Here is an 18449-nt window from a genome sequence, read left to right on the forward strand (position 1 = left end):
CGGTTGGCGGGCAGTGAAGTCCCGACGAATCGGGCAGTACTTCCCGGAATCCGCCCGGCTCCTCCTGATGCGGGCCGGACGACGTCCGGCGCGCTGTCGGACCCGCGCCCGGACCCTGCGTCCGAACGCCCGAGCGAGAAGAGATCCGAGATGCAACGCTTTCGCAGACCGGCGCTGGCGGCCCTGGCCGCGCTGGCGCTGGCCGCGTCGGTCACCCAGGTCGTGAGCCCCGCCGGTGCCGCACCCCTGCCCCCGGCACCCCGCAAGTGCGGCCCGATGGACGTCGTCTTCGTGGTGGACGACACCGGCAGCATGGGCGGCGCGATCACCAACCTCAAGACGGGCATCAACCAGATCGCGCAGGAGGTCGAGAACCTGACCGGGTTCGACTACCGGCTCGGCCTGGCGACGTTCAAGGACAACGTCACCGTCGTCGACAACTTCGCCCCGAACAACCGCACGCCGGTCGTCGCGAGCGTCAACGCCCTCGCCGCGAGCGGCGGCAACCAGGAGCCGGAGGCGTCCGACGAGGCGCTGAACACGGTGGTGAACAACCTGCCGGCGGCGGGCCGCCCGCAGAACGGCGACTTCACCGTCGGCTGGCGCTCCAACGCCACCAAGCTCGCGATCCTGATCACCGACGCCCGGCCCGGCGGCTTCGACGACAACTTCGACACCACGGTCGCCAACACCGACGGCACCAACGCCGCGCTGCGGGCCACCCAGGCGCTGGGCAAGGGCATCAAGATCTCGTCGGTCTACGTGCCGACGAACAACTACTACACCGGCACCACCGTGCCGATCATGCAGAACTACGCCACCACCACCGGCGGGCTGTACACGCAGTCGCAGGCCAACGGCAGCGGCGTCAGCACGGCGGTCATCGACTTCCTGCGGGACTGCCAACGCAGTGACGTGTTCATCAAGGACCAGGCCGTCGACACCGGTGCCGAGCCGAACCCGAACTCGCTGTTCTGGAACAGCCCGGACATCAAGGTCTGCCCCGGCCTCGCGGACTGCGGCCCCGGCATCCAGCCCGTCGTGGGCCAGTCGAACTACATCCACGTGCGGCTGAACAACCCCGGCCCGAACGCGACCGCCAACGGCTTCGGCACGCTGAAGGTCTACCGCACCACCCCGGGCGGCTCGACCAACTGGGACCCGGTGACCAACGGCGACTGGACCTTCATCGGCGAGCAGACCCTGTCCGTGCCGGTCGGCGGCGTCACGGTGGCGAAGGTGCTGTGGAGCCCGGTCCCCGGCCCCGGCCACTTCTGCCTGCTGGCCCGGTGGGTGTCGGCGTCGGACCCGATGACCTTCCCGGAGACCGCGAACACCTCGCTGAACACCCAGCGGAACAACAACATCGCGTGGCGCAACTACCAGACCGTCCGCGCCACCCCGAAGGTGCCGGGCAAGTCCTGGTTCGCGGTCGGCAACGCGACCGAGCGCCCGATCAGGACCGACCTGGTGGTGACCAGCCCGGACCGCCCGCTGGTGGGCAGCGGCCGGGTCCTGGTCGACCTGGGCCCGCGCCTGTTCGAGCTCTGGCGCTCCGGCGGCGGCAAGGCCGAGGGCGTGAAGCAGGTGGGCCAGACCCAGTTCGAGATCGCCGACCCGAAGCGCGCCGCGTTCATCGGCATCCCGATCAAACCGGGTGAGCGCCACACCACCGAGCTGACCTTCGCGGCCGGCGACAGGCCGGGCGAGTTCGTCCAGCACGTCGTCCAGCTCTCCGAGGGCCAGGACATCGGCGGCGTCGGGTACGGCATCACCGTGGAACGCGGCTGATCCTCGCGGACCGGGTGCGGGCCGCCCGCCCAGCACGGGCGGCCCGCACCGTCGACCGCTCCACGAGGCCCGGCGCGGGCCTCACCCCGGGGTGAAGGTGGCCTCGACCTCGGCCGCGAGGGCTTCGAGCAGCCGGGCGGCCAACTCCTCGTCCGGGTGGTCCAACTCGGCGACGCTCTTGCCCACCCCGAGCGGGCTGACCCGGAGGGTGCCGCCGTCGCCGTCGTCGGCCAACGGCGTCCAGGACAGCCGGAGCAGGTCGAGGTCGACGGCCACCCGGACCTGGGCGAGCCGTTCACCGCACCGCAGGATCAGGACGTCGTCGTTCACCCCGACCAGCTCCAGGGGTTCGGGCAGCCAGTCGGCAAGGCGTCCCGGCTCGGCTGCGGTCGCAAACACGAGATCGGGCAAGGCCGGGATGTCTCGTCGCACCGTAGTCACTCGAACGGGTTACCCGAGCGGCCGTCGGTTAAGCGACGAGCCGCGGTTTCCCACCGAACACCACACCCACCACCACCCAGCGGACCGCGCTCACCCCAGTCAACCGGCCGATCCGCCGGCCCCGACTGACCGGCCGGCACCGGCACCGGGCGAAGCTCGCCGAGGGAGACGCGGCACGGGCCGCCGGCTTCCGGGCGGCCCGAGCCGCCCTCCGGAGGAGAGCCGTTGCACACGGAGCCGGTGAGGGGACTTGAACCCCTAACCTTTCGCTTACAAGTTCTCGGGACAACCGTTCGCCAGGGTGCGTGCAGGTTCGTTTGCGCTGCTCAGCGCTACTACTGCAACAGGTTGGACGGTGCCGGACGGGGACGGACTGAGACCCGGTTTGAGACCCCCTGGCACGTGGGGAAGCAGCAGGGGAGCAGTCGGGGGAGCAACGGAGGCCAGGGGAATTCCCCCAGGTGCTCCCCTGCCCAACTTCCCTGGGTCCACCTGGAACGATCCGGGCCGGGGAAGATCAACCGCCCACGGCCGTGATCGGCCGGAACCCCCTGAAAGCGGGGTCGTGCTCCCCCGGAGCCTTCCTCCCCCCAGCCTCCGCGCGGGCTCCCCCTGGTGGCTGCCTGCCGCGCCGAAGCCTTTCACGGCCGGCGTCACCGGCCCCGTGGCCCCAGGAGCCGCGCCCGGGGTGCCCGCCGGTCGCCGAGAAGGCCGCTGGCGGCCCTAGGGCTAGACCGGCCCCCCTCTAGACCTAGACCCCTTTCTAGAGCCCCGAAGAGCGTGTGAGCTGGGCACTAGGGCCTAGACCCCGCCCAGGGACCCCGCCCAGGGACCACCACCCCCGACAGGGAGGGCTCCCTACCGGGGTCCCTGAACAGGGTCCCTGACCCTCAGCAGCGAAAACACATCGTCAGGGACCCAGGGACCCCGCACCGGCAACCGGCCAGAACCCCTCCGCAGGGGCTGTCCGCCCCTTCTCCCGCGAGGTCCCTCGACAGGGAAGCACCAGGGAGGCAGGGAAAAATCCCTGATTGCCTCCCTGCCCTGCTTCCCTGCCCCCACCTGCCAGGACGGTGGACAGGGAAGATCATCGGAGTCGCCGGAGGGTCACCGGAACCGGCCTCACGGGCACTGTTCCTCCCCTCCCCGTCCTTCCCTGCCCGGTCGTTGTTCCGAGACTGTGTCAGACCGAATTAAAACTCGCGTCTGGGCGGGTAGAGTCCCAGCGTACGAAGGGTCTTCCCCGCACACGCGGGGGTGTTCCTACGATCTGCAGCACGAGCTCGGGATCGACCTGGTCTTCCCCGCACACGCGGGGGTGTTCCGTCCCGGTCGGTGCCGTAGGAGTCGGCGGCGGCGTCTTCCCCGCACACGCGGGGGTGTTCCGTGCACAACCTGTTCGAGAAGCGCGCACTAGGGGTCTTCCCCGCACACGCGGGGGTGTTCCGGACGGGCGGTGAACGAACATCTGGCGATGAGCGTCTTCCCCGCACACGCGGGGGTGTTCCCGCCCACGCCAGACAAGCGGCGATCACAGGACAATCTTCCCCGCACACGCGGGGGTGTTCCCAGCCGGCAGGTGAACCACCGCCATGTCCGCCGGTCTTCGCTGTGCAGGCCCACCCTCGTGACCGTCGATCGAGCAGCGCTGGCACCGCCGCCCGCCCCCGTTACGACGGGCGCTCTACGGCCGTCTCAGCGCCCGTTCAGAGCCGGTGTACGGGGCCGGGCCAGCTAGCGGTCGCCCGAGGTCGCGGGAAGACGGCAGGCCCTACTACCCCGCGCGGGCTAGTAGGGCCTGCCGTTGCGCGGGCGGGTGCGCCGCAATTGCGCCAGGGCTCCAAACGGCTGGACCACTGGTAGCCGGAGCGGGTGGGGACCCCGCGGGGACCCTCGCACCGGGCGGGGAGTCCTCCCCGCCCGGGTCCCCGCCGGGGTCCCCGGCCCGTGAGCAGCGCGGACAGTGGTTTCCGACGGGTGCGGGGAGGCGGGGACCCTGCCCGCATCCGGTGCCCGTGAGGATCGTTTTCGCCGCTCGTGGGAAGGGGTCCCCGACTCCCCACCGGACCGCACCGAGTGGACCACCACCGCCCGTAACAGGCGGGGAACACCACGGGACCCGTCATGGGACCCCGTCGCGCGTACGGGACTTGTCCCGCCGGGGTCCCATGACGGGGTCCCGTGGGACGACCAGGGCAAACCCCTCCCACGGGACCCACGGGACCCCCGGCGCGCACCGCCGGGAACCGGCCCGCAGGGGGCAAGCCGCGGTAAGCCTCCCGCCCTCCCGCCCTCCCGCGAACACCTCGGACAACCGCCCGCGACCGGACCACCGGCCACCGTGACGACTCGAAATCACCGGCCCCCCGGTCGTGCGCCTGGCCCTGCCCGCCGCCACCACGATCAGCGCTGGTCACAAAGGGGACGTGACTCCGGCAGGGCCACCGGGAGACGACCGTCTGAACCAAATGAACCCGGCAGTGAAGCCAGCGGACCGCCGGCGCACCCGGATGAACAATCCCACTCCCCAGGCGCAGCACTGTTCCAGCCGGTTGACCTGCGCCGAGTGAAGAAATGAAGCAATGACCCCGTTGCCTCTGCCCCGCCGGCAACCAGCTCGAAACAGCGTGAAGGACCCAGGGGCACGCAACTGCGGACGCAGAGGCATGATCCCCGGGGTCGGTGGGGTCAACATCAGCCCTACTAGCCCGCGCGGGCTAGTAGGGCTGTCCTTTGCCGCACGCCAGCCGAAGTGTCGGGGCGAACCGCTGTCGAGGTTCGGCAGGCTACCGACTGCGCACGTCAGTCAACAGAAAGTTGATATAGCAGTCCGTTGCGATCTCCGCGTAGCACAAACCGCGTAGCCTCAAACGGCACCTTGTCCTGATCGAAGCTCGTATGCAGGACTTCCAAAACCGGCGTTCCGGCGGGAATTTGAAGTAGTTCCTTCTCGATGACGTCGGGCATTCGTGACGTTACTTCTTCGCTTATCGTCATCATAAGATGACCACGCTCTTCGAGTCGACCATAGATCCCGTCCTTTCCAACCTGCTTGCGCTGCGTGAGCGCCGTACCCTCTGCGATCACCCAAGGAATATAGGTGGTCACGACTTGCAACGGCTCGTCATTAGCGAAGTAGTGATTGGATCGCCGCAGGGTCGATTTTGAACCTGAGTCAACTCGCAGGAGAGCGGCAATGTCTTCAGGTGGCTGCGCTCTATCCACAGCCAGAACTTCGATCCTGGGAGTCAGGCCAGCCTTTTCACATTCCCTGCGAAAAGGCGTAGGGCCACCTCGAAACTTTTTCGAGTAGCGGTCCCCACCGAGCCTGATTAGCGGCTTTTCACTTCGAACAAAGTTCCCTTTTCCGTGCATCCTGACCACTAGACCTTCTTGTTCTAGAAGGCGGATAGCTTCGGTTGCAGTTGTCCGCGCTATTTCGTATTGCGAGGCAATCGTTCGCTCTGATGGCAGCTGGGAACCGGGCGGAAGACTGCCATTTTCGATCTTGAGTCGCAGTTCTCTTGCAACCTTGCGACTCGCCGGTTCGCCCTGCGTCGACATGCTCACCCTCCCTTAGCTGGCTGCTGCCTGTCAGTGACGACTGTACCGCACTGGCATAGGCCAGTCGAGTGAAACTGGCTGCTGCCAGTTGACGCCACTGGCTGCTGCCAGTTGACTTGCACTCGTTGCAGGGATTGCGACAGACAGCAGAAAGCCCCGGCGGGTGCTCGAACACCCGGCCGGGGCGGTGGATCACATCGAGCCTTGAAGGGGCACACGATGCAGGACAAGGGTACCCGGATGTTCCGGGTGAAGGCAGTGGCCGACATGTTCGACGTGCATCCGGCGACGATCTACCGGGCGATCAAGTCCGGTGACTTGGACGCGTTGAAGGTGGGCGGGTCGATCCGGATCACGGAGGACGCGTTGCGGGTGTTCCGGAAGGCGTGTGCGCAGGCCGCGTACAGCGAGTTCGTGGCCGGCGGGGCGGACCCGGCCGCATCGGACGTGTCGGACGCCTCTGCTGCTGGTGGGGGTAGGGACGTGACCGGGTTCCGGTGGGAGCACGGGCCGTTGTCGGAGGCGCAGGCGGACGGCCGGGCGTGCGTGGTGTGCGGGTCGGACTTCCTCACCACGCGGGCGTCCCACCTGCCGGTGGGGCGTTCGTCCACGGGTTCGCAGGTGTTCGCCTGCTCCACCCACCCGGCCGGCCAGGTCCGTATCGACCTGACGGGGGTGGCGGCGCGATGAGCACCACGACGAACCCGGGCTTGACCGACACGGTGGTGCGGGCGCAGACGGTCCAGCAGCCCGGTGATCCGATGAGCGTGGTGTTCAGCTCTCCGGCGTTCCTGGCCGGCCGAGCGATCGAGCTGACCCTGTCCGGCATCGCGATGGCGTTGCACCTGTCCGGCGCGAAGCCGGACCGGCGGGCGACCGTGGCGGACACGGCCCGCGCGGTGGTGGCCGCGCTGAACGTGTTCGGCCCGTTCGAGATCGAGCGTCGGGCCACCGCAGAACGCCGGCGCATCCTGGCCGGTGAGCCCGGCGAGTGGTCGGCGCGGCGGTCGCAACTGTGCGCCGACCTGGCCTGGCGTCTGGCCGGCGCGGTCGACCCGACGTGGCTGACCAACACCGCCCCCATGACGCCCTGGGTGGAACTGACCGCGACCGGCACCCCGTCCGGTACCGGGCTTGCGGCGGTGGCAGCGTGACCGCCCCGACGTCGGTGGCGCGGACGCTGGCCGGCGCGACCGTCCGGGAAGTTACGGCGGGGCTGTACGTCTCGCCCGACTACACGCCCGGCGACCTGGACCGGCAGGCCCTCGAACTGGTCGAGCTGTGGGCCGTGCTCGGGATGGAAGAACTCACCCCCGGCCGGGTCGACCAGGTGCACACCCACCCCGCCGACCCGGCCCGGCTGGCCGACTGCCGCGCCACCGCGCGGACCGTCCTCGCAGCCCAGTAGCCACACCCCCTCCACCGGCCCTACTGCCCCATCGTTCAGGGCAGACACATCAACCCGGTACCGCCTTGCCCTACTAGCCCCGCCCTGTTTCCGCGCGGGCTGGTAGGGCCTGGTTTCCGCTGTTCCCGACCGGTGCGCGCCCACCGCGCGGCCTGGTCCCACACCCGGATTCGGAGATCACGTGAACACCACCGCGCGCAATGCCGCCGTGACCGGTGTCGAGCTGGATCACGGCGAGTTCGTCCCCGCGTGCCCCGGCAGCCGTCAGGCCCGGGTGACCGTGACCGTGCCCGGCCTGGACCCGGTGGTGCTGGTCGTGCTGCGCCCGGTGCCCTCCGACCGCCCGTGGGGCCACCAGGCGGTGGCCGCCGTGCGCGCCTACCGGGCCGGTGCGGCGGTCACCGACCACCGGCCCGGGTTCGGCCGGCTGCACGACTGGTTGGCCGTCCACGACAACTACCAGGACCTCAACCGGGCATGGGCCGAACACCGCGCCGCCGCCCTGGCCCCGCAGACGGCCACCTCGGAGAAAGCCGCCACGCGGCTCGCGCGGCTGCGCGCCGCCTGGCCGCACCCCGACACCCCCGTCACCGCCCGCCGGGACTGGAACAGCCCGCGCCGCGCCGTCTACCGACTCGGCGACCTCGGCGGGCTGCACTGGTCGCAGACCAGCGGCGGACAAGGTCACCGAGCCAACCGGCCCTACGTCCACGCCTACGTCTCGTGCCTGTCCGCCCTCGGCGGCACCGTCGCCCACTCCTGCACCCACGGACCCGCACCCCACCGCATCAAGATCTGCCTGACCGCGATCGACAACGGCGGCACCCGCTCCCGCCTCACCCGGCACCTCCGCGCGCTGGCCACCGACACACCCGTACTCACCGCCTGACCCCGAACCGGCCCCACCTCTTCCCGACCCGCGCGCACCGTTCCCGCGCGCCACACACCGCAGTTCGTTTCCGCATTTCCCGACCGGTGCGCGCCCACCGCGCGCCCGGTCCCCGCACCCAGACTTGGAGATCACCAGTGAAGCCCACCCACCGCCGCGCCGGACACACCGCGCGCACCGGTTCCCGCCCCGCCGCCGGACAGCGCCCGTTGTCGATGATCCTGCCCGGCACCCACCCCAACGACCACCTCAACCGGGCCGCGTCCGACGCCGTGGTGCACGTCAGCCCCGGCACCGGATACGACCCCGTCCCGATCGACCTGGACACGATCACGACCCTGATCTACCTCACCGGCATGGACCCGGCCGCGTGGGAACGCGTCGGCCCGGAACGGGTCGCCGAATTCGTCCTGCGCTCCTGCGAGAACCCCGCGCTGCGCGTGCGCGAGCTGGTCGCCCTGCTCGCCTGCGCCCACGACAACCACCACGTCCTGACCGACTACTACGACCAGGTCCGCGCGTTCGCCCCGGCCGTGCTCGCCGTGTTCACCCACGCCACCCCCGGCGACTAGACCGGAGACCCGCACATGCCCCACACCGACACCACCCCGCCCGCCGGGGCCGTCCGGCTCTTGCGTGCCGTACCCGCCGTAGTCGAAGCACAGAGCGGGGACGTGACCGTGCCGGGTGCCTTCCCGCTCGACTACGGCAGGACGGCTGTAGCCGCAGGGGGCAACGGCCTGGTCGAGCCCCCCTCCGGCTACAGCCAGGAAGTAGCGGAGCTCCACCGCCAGGCCGCCGACCAGGTGGCCCGCGCCCGCGAGTGGATGCCCGTCGCAGACCCCGCCGCGTTCGGCTGCTACCTGGGCACCCTGGCCGAACGGATCGACCCCTACACCGAAGGCGACCCGGTCGGCGTGCTGGCCACCCTGGTCGGCGCGGCCGGAGTCCACCTCGGACCCGGGCCGCACCTCCAACTGGGGTTCGGGTCCCGGCACCCGCTGCTGGTGTGGCCGATGCTCATCGGCGCGACCGGCATCGGACGCAAGGGCACCGCCACCGATGCCGCGTTGGCCCTGTTCGGCGCGGCCGATCCGGAGTTCCTGGCCAACAACAAGCACTCCGGCCTGTCCAGCGGCGAGGGCCTGGCCGCCGCGTTCGCCGCCGACAACGAGGAAGGAAACGGCGGTGGCAAGCCGCGGCTTCTGCCCGAAGGGGACTGCCGGCTACTGGCACTGGAGTCGGAGTGGTCCTCGGTGATGGCCCGGATGAAGCGCGAGGGCAACACCCTGGGCGCGTTGCTCCGGCAGGCGTGGGAAGGCGGCAACCTGTCCACCCTCAACGTCAGCGCCCGCATGGCCACCCGCTCCCACCTCGGGATCATCGCGCACATCACCCCCAAGGAGTTCCGCGCCAAGGTCTCGGCGGCCGACCTGGCCGGCGGCACCTACAACCGGTTCCTCCCGTTCGCGGTCGCCCAGTCCAAGCACTTCCCGCCCAACCCCGAACCCGGCCTCATGGACCACCTCGCCGCGTCCCTGTCCGCCCGCCTCGACCACGCCGGACGCCTGGACACACTCGGGTTCACCGACCCCGCATACCTTGCCTGGCAACGACTACAGGTCGAGTTCAACGCCCACCTCGGCGGTGACGGACCCGTAGCGGAGTTCATCTCCCGCGCCGCCGCGAGCTGCGTCCGCATCGCCGCCATCTACGCCGCACTCGACCGCACTCACCTCATCACCCCCGACCACCTCGACGCCGCCGCCGCACTCGTCCGCTACAGCATCGACTCGGCCCGCGCCGTCCTCGGCGGGGACAGCGACACCGGCGAACTCGCCGCGTTCATCGCCGCGTCCGGGACGGACGGACGCACCAAAACCGACATCGTCAAGCGGTTCCACAAGAACGACCAGCGCGCCGAACGTTTCCGGGCCGCACTCGACCAGCTCATCGAGAAAGGGGACGTGACACTCACCCAACGACCACGCGCGGACGGCCGACCAGGCAAAGGCACCCAGGTCTACACAACCGCCCGACGCTGACCCACGGGAACTTGGGGAACTTGGGAACTTAGGGCCTGACCAGCACAAACACGACCGACCTAAGTTCCCGCCCCGGGAACTTAGGGAACTTAGGTCCTGACAAAACCGCAGGTCAACACCTAAGTACCCCAAGTTCCCTAAGTTCCCCCGCCGCCAGAGGGCGGGTCACGTCCCCGCGTGACGGAAGCGCCCAGGGCCGAACCGTCACCGACCCGGTCAAGACGGAACCCCGTCGAGGCGGAAGCGTCACCCAACCCGCCATCAGGTGACGCAAGCACCGAGCTCGGCGATTCCGTCACGCCCCGGCTCCGCACAGCCACGCGGCCGGCAGGGCAGCCCGCTAGACCTAGCACCCCCTCACCGCAGACCCCGCCACACCGGCACACGCCAGGTGCGTCACCCCCGCACGCCCACGCACTGCCACCACGGAAGGACCACCGGGATGGGAAAGCGCAAGAACGACAACAACGGCAGCGCCGAGAACCTCACCCACTGCCTGGCCAAAGCACACGAGTACAGCGCCAACGGCTGGTGTGTGCACTGCGGAATGCCCGACACCGTCGACCCGCCCACCTCGACCGACTAAGCGCGCAGCCACCTCCAGGAGGGACCACCGAACCATGGCCGACACCAGCAGCACGACCACCGACCAGCCCCGCGCACTCCTCAGCGTGGAAGCAGCCGCGCGCGCACTGTCCATCGGCCGCACCACCATGTTCGGTCTCATCAAGTCCGGCGCGATCATGTCCGTCCAAATTGGACGCCTACGGCGAATCCCTCTGTCCGCCATCGCGGAATTCACCGCACGACTCACCGCAGAACAGACCGCCGCGTAACTGGCCAGCCTGGCCGGCGACCGGCACGACGCGGGTCACGAGGCCTGCTAGCCGCGCGGGCTAGCAGGGCCTCGTTCCCTGCGCCGATGGCAGACCCGCGCCACGTCAGCAAGGGGACGTGACTCCCCAACCACCACAAAGGACACCGACATGGTCCGCAAGAAACGACCCGAAGGAACCCGCGCCCCCAATGGCGCGAGCAGCATTTACCTTGGCTCGGACGGCAAATGGCACGGCCGCATCACCATGGGCGTCAAGGACAACGGCGAACCCGACCGTCGTCACGTCAAACGCGCCAGCGAAACCGAGGTCCTCAAGGCCGTGCGCGAGCTCGAACGTCAGCGCGACTCCGGCCGCGTGGTCAAGCCTGGCAAGGCATGGACACTTGAAAAGTGGCTCATCCACTGGCTTGAGAACATCGCTACGCCAGCCATCACGCCTAACGCCGCATCGGCCTACGGCTACGCGGTCCGAAAGTGGCTCATCCCCGGCCTAGGTGCACATCGACTCGACCGGCTACAGCCGGAGCACCTCGAAAAACTGTACGTGAACATGCAGGCACAGGGCAGGTCTGCCGGGTATGCCCACCAGGTCCACAGAACGGCGCGGACCGCCCTCAACGTCGCAGTGGCTCGCGGTCATCTCGCGTCGAATCCGGCGAAGCTCGCCAAGGCTCCGCACGTCGAAGAACAGGAGGTGGAACCGTTCACGATCGAGGAGGCGCAACGAATCCTCAGGTGCGCCGCCAAGCGACGTAACGGCGCGCGGTTCGCCATCGCGTTGGCGTTGGGTCTCCGTAAAGGGGAAGCGCTTGGCCTCAAGTGGTCGCGTATCGACTTGGACGGAGGTTTCCTCCGAACACCACGACAGCTACAGCGTCACAAATGGGCTCATGGGTGCGAAAACCCCAACGCGTGTGGCACGGGGAGGCACAAGACCAAGCCGTGCAAGCCCACGTGCAAGCAGCATCGGCGGAAGCCGTGTCCCCCGCCCTGTCGTCCTGATTGCGTCGCCCACGCGTCGACCTGCCCGCAGAGGCACGGGGGCGGGCTCAAGGAAGTGCCGGTGAAGTCGAGGGCGGGTAGGCGGGCTGTGGGCATCCCCAAGCCTCTGATCGTGCAACTACGGGCGCACAAGGAGGCTCAGGACGCCGAACGGGAACATGCCGGGAGCGAGTGGCACGAAGGCGAGTGGGTGTTCACCCAGCCCAACGGGCGGACGATTGACCCACGACGGGACCACGACGAGTGGAAGCAGCTGTTGGGCGAAGCCGGAGTGAGGGACGCCCGTCTGCATGATGCCAGGCACACGGCGGCAACCATCCTTCTGGTCATGGGGGTCACGCCGCGCGCCGTCATGGAGATCATGGGGTGGTCGCAACTGTCCATGACAACGCGGTACCAGCACATGGTGTCCGAACTCGTCACGCGCATCGCGGACCAGGTCGGAGGGCTGCTCTGGGAGGACAAGTGAGACCCGAACTGAGACCCGCGTAGCAGAGCCCCCGGCCCCCTGACCGGTGACGCCACTGGTCAGGGGGCTGACCTGTCTGAGCCGGTGAGGGGACTTGAACCCCTAACCTTTCGCTTACAAGGCGAGTGCTCTGCCAATTGAGCTACACCGGCATGGCGTGGAGCCGCGAACATCGTAAGCGCCCGCAGTGGGTATCACCTGCGGCGAACGGTCTGCTCAGGGTGTGCCGCCATTGGTCCGTCCGGAGGTGCGCAGCCCATCCGGGTGGCTTAGGACCGGCCTAAAACCGCTGGCCAGCGGTATCAACAGTGCTGAACGCACGGTGATCGACTCACCCGCCCTGGGTACCTCCACCAGGGGTGGCGCATGCCACAGCGACGAATGTGACACCGTCGGGCGTGGCGCAGGAAGCGATCACGAGGAGGGACGCCCGTGCGGCTGCGGCGCAGGCGGTACCGCGACCCCAGGACCACCCCCGACCTGTGGCAGCCGGTCGAGGGCCCGGCCCTCCCGGACGACTCGACCGTCCACCTGGTGCTGGACCTGGCGCTGCGGGTCGGCGAGGTCCAACTCGCCGGCGGCGCGGGTGCGGCGGACGTCTCGGCTTCCGTGCTGGCCGTCGCGGACGCCTACGGGCTGCCCCGCACCGAGGCGGACGTGATCTTCACGTCGATCACCATCTCGTACCACCGGGGCACCGAGGCGGCCCCGGTCACGTCGTTGCGCGTGGTCCGGTCGCGCGGCCTGGACTACACCCGGCTGGCCGCCGTCGAGGACCTGATCCGGCGGATCACCGCCGGCGAGGTCGAAGCCCCGGACGCGTACGCCGAGCTGGACCGGATCAGCAGGCAGCCGCACCCCTACCCGCGCTGGGCGGCCACGACCGCGTGGGCGGGCATGGCGGCGGCGGTGGCGTTCCTGGTCGGCGGCGGGCCGCTGATCGCGCTGACGTCGGCGGTGGTGACCGCGGTGATCGACCGGGTCGGGCGGGTGCTGAACCGGCGCGCGCTGCCGTTCTTCTTCCAGCAGGTGGTGGGTGGCGCGCTGGCGGCGTCGACGGCGCTGGCCCTCTACGCCACCGACCTGCTGCCCAACGTCCGGCCGTCGCTGCTCGTCGCGACCGGGATCGTGGTGCTGCTGTCCGGGTTGTCCCTGGTCGGCGCGGTGCAGGACGCGATCACCGGCTACCACGTGACGGCCGCCGGGCGCACGATGGAGATCGCCCTGCTCACCGCCGGCCTGATCACCGGCATCACGCTGGTCCTGCGGGCGGGCGTGCAGTTCGGCGTGCCGACGTCCATCGGGGACCCGCTGCCGCCGCTGATCTCCGACGTGCCGGTGCAGTTCCTGGCCGGCGCGGCGACCTCGCTGTTCTTCGCGCTGGCGAGCTACTCGCCGGTGCGCGCCCTGCCGATCGCGGCGGCGGCCGGGGCGGTCGGCACGGCCACGTACGGCCTGCTCACGCTCACCGGCACCAACACCATCGCCTGCGCCGCCGCGGCGGCCACCGCGGTGGGCTTCGGCGGCGCGGTGATCTCCCGACGGCTGCGCACGCCCCCGTTGGTGGTGGCGGTGGCCGGGATGGTGCCGCTGCTGCCCGGCTGGACCGTCTACCGCGGTCTTTACCAGCTCACCATCGAGAACGACCCGGCCGGCCTGTCCACCCTCGTGCTGGCCGCCGGCACGGCGTTGGCGCTGGCCAGCGGCGTGGTGCTGGGCGAGTTCCTGGGCCGGCCGGTGCGCTCCGGGCTGAGCAGGTTGGAGCGGAAGCTGGCCGGGCCGCGGTCGTCCGGCCCACCGCACCCCGCCGGGCGACGGGTCGCCGAGACCCCCGACCGGACGTGATGTGCGACCAACCTGGGCGAACTCCGTGTGACGGGGATGACGTGGGGGCATCCGTCACAGGCGTTCCCGTTAACCTCGGGGGCGGGCGAGACGAATCCCTGAGGAGGCGCTACCCGGTGAGCAGCATTGGCGAGAACGGCGCGGACTTCCTGGTCGTGGCGAACCGCCTGCCGGTCGACCTGGAGCGCCTGGCGGACGGCACCCAGCGCTGGAAGCACAGCCCCGGTGGCCTGGTGACCGCGCTGGAACCGTTCCTGCGCTCGCACAGCGGCGCGTGGATCGGCTGGCCCGGCATCGCGGACGCCGAGGTGGACGCGTTCGAGGAGGACGGCCTCCAGTTGCACCCGGTGTCGCTGAGCTCGGCCGAGGTGCGCGACTACTACGAGGGGTTCTCCAACGGCACGCTGTGGCCGCTCTACCACGACGTGGTGGCCCCGCCCGCGTTCCACCGCCGGTGGTGGAACGCGTACGTGCGGGTGAACCAGCGGTTCGCGGACGTGACCGCGAAGGTGGCCGCGCAGGGCGCGACCGTCTGGGTGCAGGACTACCAGCTCCAACTGGTGCCGGCCATGCTCCGCGAGCTGCGGCCGGACCTGCGGATCGGGTTCTTCCTGCACATCCCGTTCCCGCCGGTCGAGCTGTTCATGCAGCTCCCGTGGCGCACGGAGATCATCCGCGGGCTGCTCGGCGCGGACCTGGTCGGCTTCCACCGGCCCGGCGGCGCGCAGAACTTCCTGTGGCTGGCCCGGCGGCTGGTCGGCCTGGAGCCGAGCCGCGGCGCGGTCGGCGTGCGCACCCGACCGGGTGTGGTCCAGGTCGGCGACCGCACGGTCCGGGTCGGCGCGTTCCCGATCTCGATCGACTCGGCGGGGCTCGACGCGCTCGCCCGCAGCAAGGACGTGCAGCAGCACGCGAAGCAGATCCGCAACGACCTCGGGAACCCGAAGAAGATCCTGCTCGGCGTCGACCGCCTGGACTACACCAAGGGCATCGACGTCCGGCTCCGCGCGCTCTACGAGCTCATCGCGGACGGTCGGGTCGACCCGACCGAGGTGACCATGGTCCAGCTCGCGACGCCCAGCCGCGAACGGGTCGACCACTACAAGCAGATGCGCGGCGAGATCGAGCAGGCGGTGGGCCGGATCAACGGCGAGTTCTCGACCGTGGGTCACCCGGTCGTCCACTACCTGCACCAATCGGTCGACCGCAAGGAGCTGACCGCGTTCATGACGGCCGCCGACGTCATGGTGGTGACGCCCGTCCGGGACGGCATGAACCTCGTCTGCAAGGAGTACGTGGCCAGCCGTTACGACCTCGGCGGTGCCCTCGTGCTGTCCGAGTTCGCGGGTGCCGCGGCGGAGCTGACGAGTGCCTTCCTGGTCAACCCGCACGACCTCGACGGCGTGAAGAACGCCCTGGAAGCGGCCCTCACGATCGATCCGGCCGAGGGCCGCCGTAGGATGCGCGCGCTGCGCCGCCAAGTCCTCACGCATGACGTCGACCGCTGGGCTCGTTCGTTCCTTGACGCCTTGGGTACGCAGACCACGGCCTGACCGGTTCCGCTCGGAATCGGTTCAGACCACGCACCCGACCTGTCCCACCGAGTCTTTGAGGAGGGGCGTTGACCGCCGAGGCCCTCCCCGCCGAACTTCGCCGTGCGATCGTTCAGCTTGCGCGCACCCCGCGCCTGCTGGTCGCCTGCGACTACGACGGGACACTGGCTCCGATCGTGGCCAACCCTGAGGACGCCCGCCCGCTGCCCGAGTCGGTCGGCGCGCTGCGCTCGCTGGCCGGGCTGCACGAGACCACGACAGCGGTGATCTCCGGGCGCGCGCTGCGCGACCTGGCGACGCTGTCGCGGCTCCCGTCCGAAGTGCACTTGGTCGGTTCGCACGGATCGGAGTTCGACGTCGGCTTCGTGCACGCGCTCGACGCCGACGCGCGAGCCCTGCACCGCAGGCTGGAAACCGAGCTCGAAACAATCGTCGACGGCCACGAGGGCGTCAGCCTGGAGGTCAAGCCCGCCAGCATCGCGGTGCACATCCGGCGCGCGGAACCCCCCGTGGGGGAGCGGGTTCTCGACGCCGTGCGCGGTGGTCCGTCCCACTGGGCGGGCGTGCAGGTGACCGAGGGCAAGGCCGTGATCGAGCTCGCCGTGGTGCAGACCGACAAGGGCCACGCCCTCGACGTCCTGCGGCACCGCGTGTCCGCCACCGCCGCGGTCTTCGTGGGCGACGACGTGACCGACGAGAAGGCGTTCGCCCGGCTCACCGGGCCGGACGTCGGCATCAAGGTCGGCGACGGCGAGTCGCTGGCCGAGTACCACATCGACGACACCGTCGACGTGGCCACGGTGCTGGCGTTCCTGCTGGAGGAGCGCCGCGCGTGGCTGCACGGCGACCAGGCCGTGCCGATCGAGCGGCTGACCATGCTCGCCAACGAGCGCTCCGTCGCGCTGCTCACCCCCGACGCGCGGCTGAACTGGCTGTGCCACCCGGAGCCGGACTCGGCGGCGGTGTTCGCCGACCTGCTCGGCGGGCCGGCGGCCGGCCACTTCTCGATCAAGCCGGAGCACGGCTCGCTGCCCCTGGGCCAGCGGTACGTGCCGGGCACCATGATCGTGGAGACCCGCTGGTCGCGGTTGCTGGTCACGGACTACCTGGACCACGACCTGGCGTCGCACCGGACCGACCTGGTGCGCCGGATCTCCGGGTCGACCGACGCGGTGGTCACCTTCGCGCCGCGGCCCGAGTTCGGCCAGGTGCCGGTGCGGCTGCTGCGCGAGCGGGACGGGCTGCGGGTCGTCGGCACGTCCGACCCGATGGTGCTGCGCTCGCCGGGCGTGGACTGGGAGATCACCTCCGACGGCCTCCAGGAGACCGCCACGGCGGTCGTGCGGCTCCGCGAGGGCGCGCCGATCCTGCTGGAGCTGCGGTGCGGCACGGACGACCTGTCCGAGGCCACGCTGGGCGAGGGGGAGCGGCGGGCCCGCGCGGGCGCGTACTGGTCGGACTGGGCGGCCACGCTCACGCTCCCGCCGGTCGAGACCGACCTGGTCATGCGGTCCGCGCTGACCCTCAAGGGGCTCGTGCACCACGACACCGGCGCGATCATGGCGGCGGCCACCACGTCGCTGCCGGAGGAGCTCGGCGGCATCCGCAACTGGGACTACCGGTACTGCTGGCTGCGCGACGCGGCGCTGACCGCGCAGGCGCTGGTGTCGGTGGGCTCGCTCGGCGAGGCCGAGGCGTACCTGGGGTGGGTGCACGGCGTGCTGGCCACGCTGCCCGGCCCGGAGCGCCTGCACCCGCTGTACACGTTGCAGGGCACCATGCTCGGTGCCGAGGCGGTCATCGACACCCTGCCGGGCTACGCCGGCTCCCGGCCGGTGCGCGTGGGCAACCTCGCGAACCAGCAGGTCCAGCTCGACGTGTTCGGCCCGGTCGTGGACCTGGTCGGGCAACTGGCCGCCGCGCGCGGGACGTTGACCGACCAGGACTGGGCGATGGTGCAGGCGATGGCCGAGGCGGTCGCCCGCCGGTGGCACGAGCCCGACCACGGCATCTGGGAGGAGCGCCACGCCCCCCGCCACCACGTGTACTCGAAGGTCATGTGCTGGGTGACCCTCGACCGCGCGGTGCGGCTGGCCGAGGTCTACGGCCGGGACATCGACCCGTCGTGGCCGGTGCTGCGCGACACGATCTCCACCGACGTGCTCAAGCACGGGTGGAGCGACGAGTCGCAGTCGTTCACCACGGCCTACGACGGCGACGACCTCGACGCGGCGTCGCTGCACGTGGGCCTGTCCGGCCTGATCGACCCCGCCGACGACCGGTTCCAGGCGACGGTGACGGCGATCGAGGCGGAACTCCGGTCGGGCTCGACGGTGTACCGCTACCGGCGGGACGACGGCCTGCCCGGTGACGAGGGCGGCTTCCACCTGTGCGCGGCGTGGATGATCGAGGCGTACCTCCTCACCGGCCGGCGGACCGAGGCCGAGGAGCTGTTCGCGCAGATGGTCGACGCGGCCGGCCCCACGGGCCTGCTGCCCGAGGAGTACGACCCGATCGCGGAGCGCTCGCTGGGCAACCACCCGCAGGCGTACAGCCACCTCGGGCTGATCCGCTGCGCGCAGCTCCTCGCGGCCAGGTGAGGCA

Annotated in this window: 15 protein-coding genes, 1 tRNA gene and 1 CRISPR repeat array; of the genes, 13 read left to right on the top strand and 3 right to left on the bottom strand. The window is 70.2% G+C overall.

Features of this window, described 5'->3' with window-relative positions:
- Positions 1-150 precede the first annotated feature (150 nt).
- A complete protein-coding gene (locus AB0G01_RS01910; RefSeq protein WP_360938557.1) occupies positions 151-1791 on the top strand; it encodes a vWA domain-containing protein in 1641 nt (546 codons plus the stop codon).
- 81 nt (positions 1792-1872) lie between these two features.
- Here AB0G01_RS01910 and AB0G01_RS01915 read toward each other — a convergent pair whose 3' ends face one another.
- Positions 1873-2202 (bottom strand): hypothetical protein, encoded by a 330-nt coding sequence (locus AB0G01_RS01915; RefSeq protein WP_360938560.1) that lies wholly within the window; start codon positions 2200-2202, stop codon positions 1873-1875.
- A 1266-nt stretch (positions 2203-3468) separates the two neighbouring features.
- Positions 3469-3801: direct repeats of the CRISPR family, unit length 28 nt; unit sequence GTCTTCCCCGCACACGCGGGGGTGTTCC.
- Positions 3802-5034: 1233 nt separating this feature from the next.
- Positions 5035-5796 (bottom strand): GntR family transcriptional regulator, encoded by a 762-nt coding sequence (locus AB0G01_RS01920; protein WP_360938562.1) that lies wholly within the window; start codon positions 5794-5796, stop codon positions 5035-5037.
- 219 nt (positions 5797-6015) lie between these two features.
- Between AB0G01_RS01920 and AB0G01_RS01925 the strand changes: the two genes are divergently transcribed.
- The 9 genes from AB0G01_RS01925 to AB0G01_RS01965 all read left to right on the top strand — a co-directional run bounded on the left by AB0G01_RS01925 (position 6016) and on the right by AB0G01_RS01965 (position 12447).
- A complete protein-coding gene (locus tag AB0G01_RS01925) occupies positions 6016-6486 on the top strand; it encodes a helix-turn-helix domain-containing protein (protein ID WP_360938565.1) in 471 nt (156 codons plus the stop codon).
- Entirely contained in the window at positions 6483-6950 is a 468-nt protein-coding gene (locus AB0G01_RS01930; protein ID WP_360938567.1) for a hypothetical protein, read from the top strand. Before AB0G01_RS01925 ends, AB0G01_RS01930 begins: the two co-directional genes overlap by 4 nt.
- Positions 6947-7204, top strand: a complete 258-nt coding sequence (locus AB0G01_RS01935; protein WP_360938570.1) for a hypothetical protein — start codon at positions 6947-6949, stop codon at positions 7202-7204. Before AB0G01_RS01930 ends, AB0G01_RS01935 begins: the two co-directional genes overlap by 4 nt.
- A 181-nt stretch (positions 7205-7385) precedes the next feature.
- Complete coding sequence (locus tag AB0G01_RS01940) at positions 7386-8093, top strand: hypothetical protein (RefSeq protein ID WP_360938573.1); 708 nt, start codon at positions 7386-7388, stop codon at positions 8091-8093.
- A 137-nt stretch (positions 8094-8230) separates the two neighbouring features.
- On the top strand, positions 8231-8665 hold the full coding sequence (locus AB0G01_RS01945) for a hypothetical protein (RefSeq protein WP_360938576.1): 435 nt from the start codon (positions 8231-8233) through the stop codon (positions 8663-8665).
- Between the two features lie 15 nt (positions 8666-8680).
- Entirely contained in the window at positions 8681-10138 is a 1458-nt protein-coding gene (locus AB0G01_RS01950) for a DUF3987 domain-containing protein (protein WP_360938579.1), read from the top strand.
- Between the two features lie 442 nt (positions 10139-10580).
- Positions 10581-10724 (top strand): hypothetical protein, encoded by a 144-nt coding sequence (locus tag AB0G01_RS01955; protein ID WP_360938582.1) that lies wholly within the window; start codon positions 10581-10583, stop codon positions 10722-10724.
- A gap of 34 nt (positions 10725-10758) precedes the next feature.
- A complete protein-coding gene (locus AB0G01_RS01960) occupies positions 10759-10974 on the top strand; it encodes a helix-turn-helix domain-containing protein (protein WP_360938585.1) in 216 nt (71 codons plus the stop codon).
- Between the two features lie 150 nt (positions 10975-11124).
- Positions 11125-12447, top strand: coding sequence for a site-specific integrase (locus tag AB0G01_RS01965; RefSeq protein WP_360938588.1), 1323 nt, complete (start codon positions 11125-11127; stop codon positions 12445-12447).
- 79 nt (positions 12448-12526) lie between these two features.
- Here the strand turns inward: AB0G01_RS01965 and AB0G01_RS01970 are convergent.
- A tRNA-Thr gene (locus AB0G01_RS01970) sits at positions 12527-12599 on the bottom strand.
- Positions 12600-12879: 280 nt separating this feature from the next.
- Here AB0G01_RS01970 and AB0G01_RS01975 point away from each other — a divergent pair.
- From AB0G01_RS01975 to otsB, 3 genes are all read left to right on the top strand, one after another.
- Positions 12880-14292, top strand: coding sequence for a threonine/serine exporter family protein (locus AB0G01_RS01975; RefSeq protein ID WP_360938591.1), 1413 nt, complete (start codon positions 12880-12882; stop codon positions 14290-14292).
- A gap of 116 nt (positions 14293-14408) precedes the next feature.
- Positions 14409-15845: a trehalose-6-phosphate synthase gene (locus tag AB0G01_RS01980; RefSeq protein WP_360938594.1), complete on the top strand. Its 1437-nt coding sequence runs from the start codon at positions 14409-14411 to the stop codon at positions 15843-15845.
- 68 nt (positions 15846-15913) lie between these two features.
- The gene (gene otsB, locus AB0G01_RS01985; RefSeq protein ID WP_360938597.1) at positions 15914-18445 is read left to right on the top strand and encodes a trehalose-phosphatase; all 2532 of its coding nucleotides are present in this window, start codon (positions 15914-15916) and stop codon (positions 18443-18445) included.
- Positions 18446-18449 lie beyond the last annotated feature (4 nt).

Origin of the sequence: Actinosynnema sp. NPDC023587 (assembly GCF_040640215.1) — a bacterium.
Classification (GTDB): Bacteria; Actinomycetota; Actinomycetes; order Mycobacteriales; family Pseudonocardiaceae; genus Actinosynnema.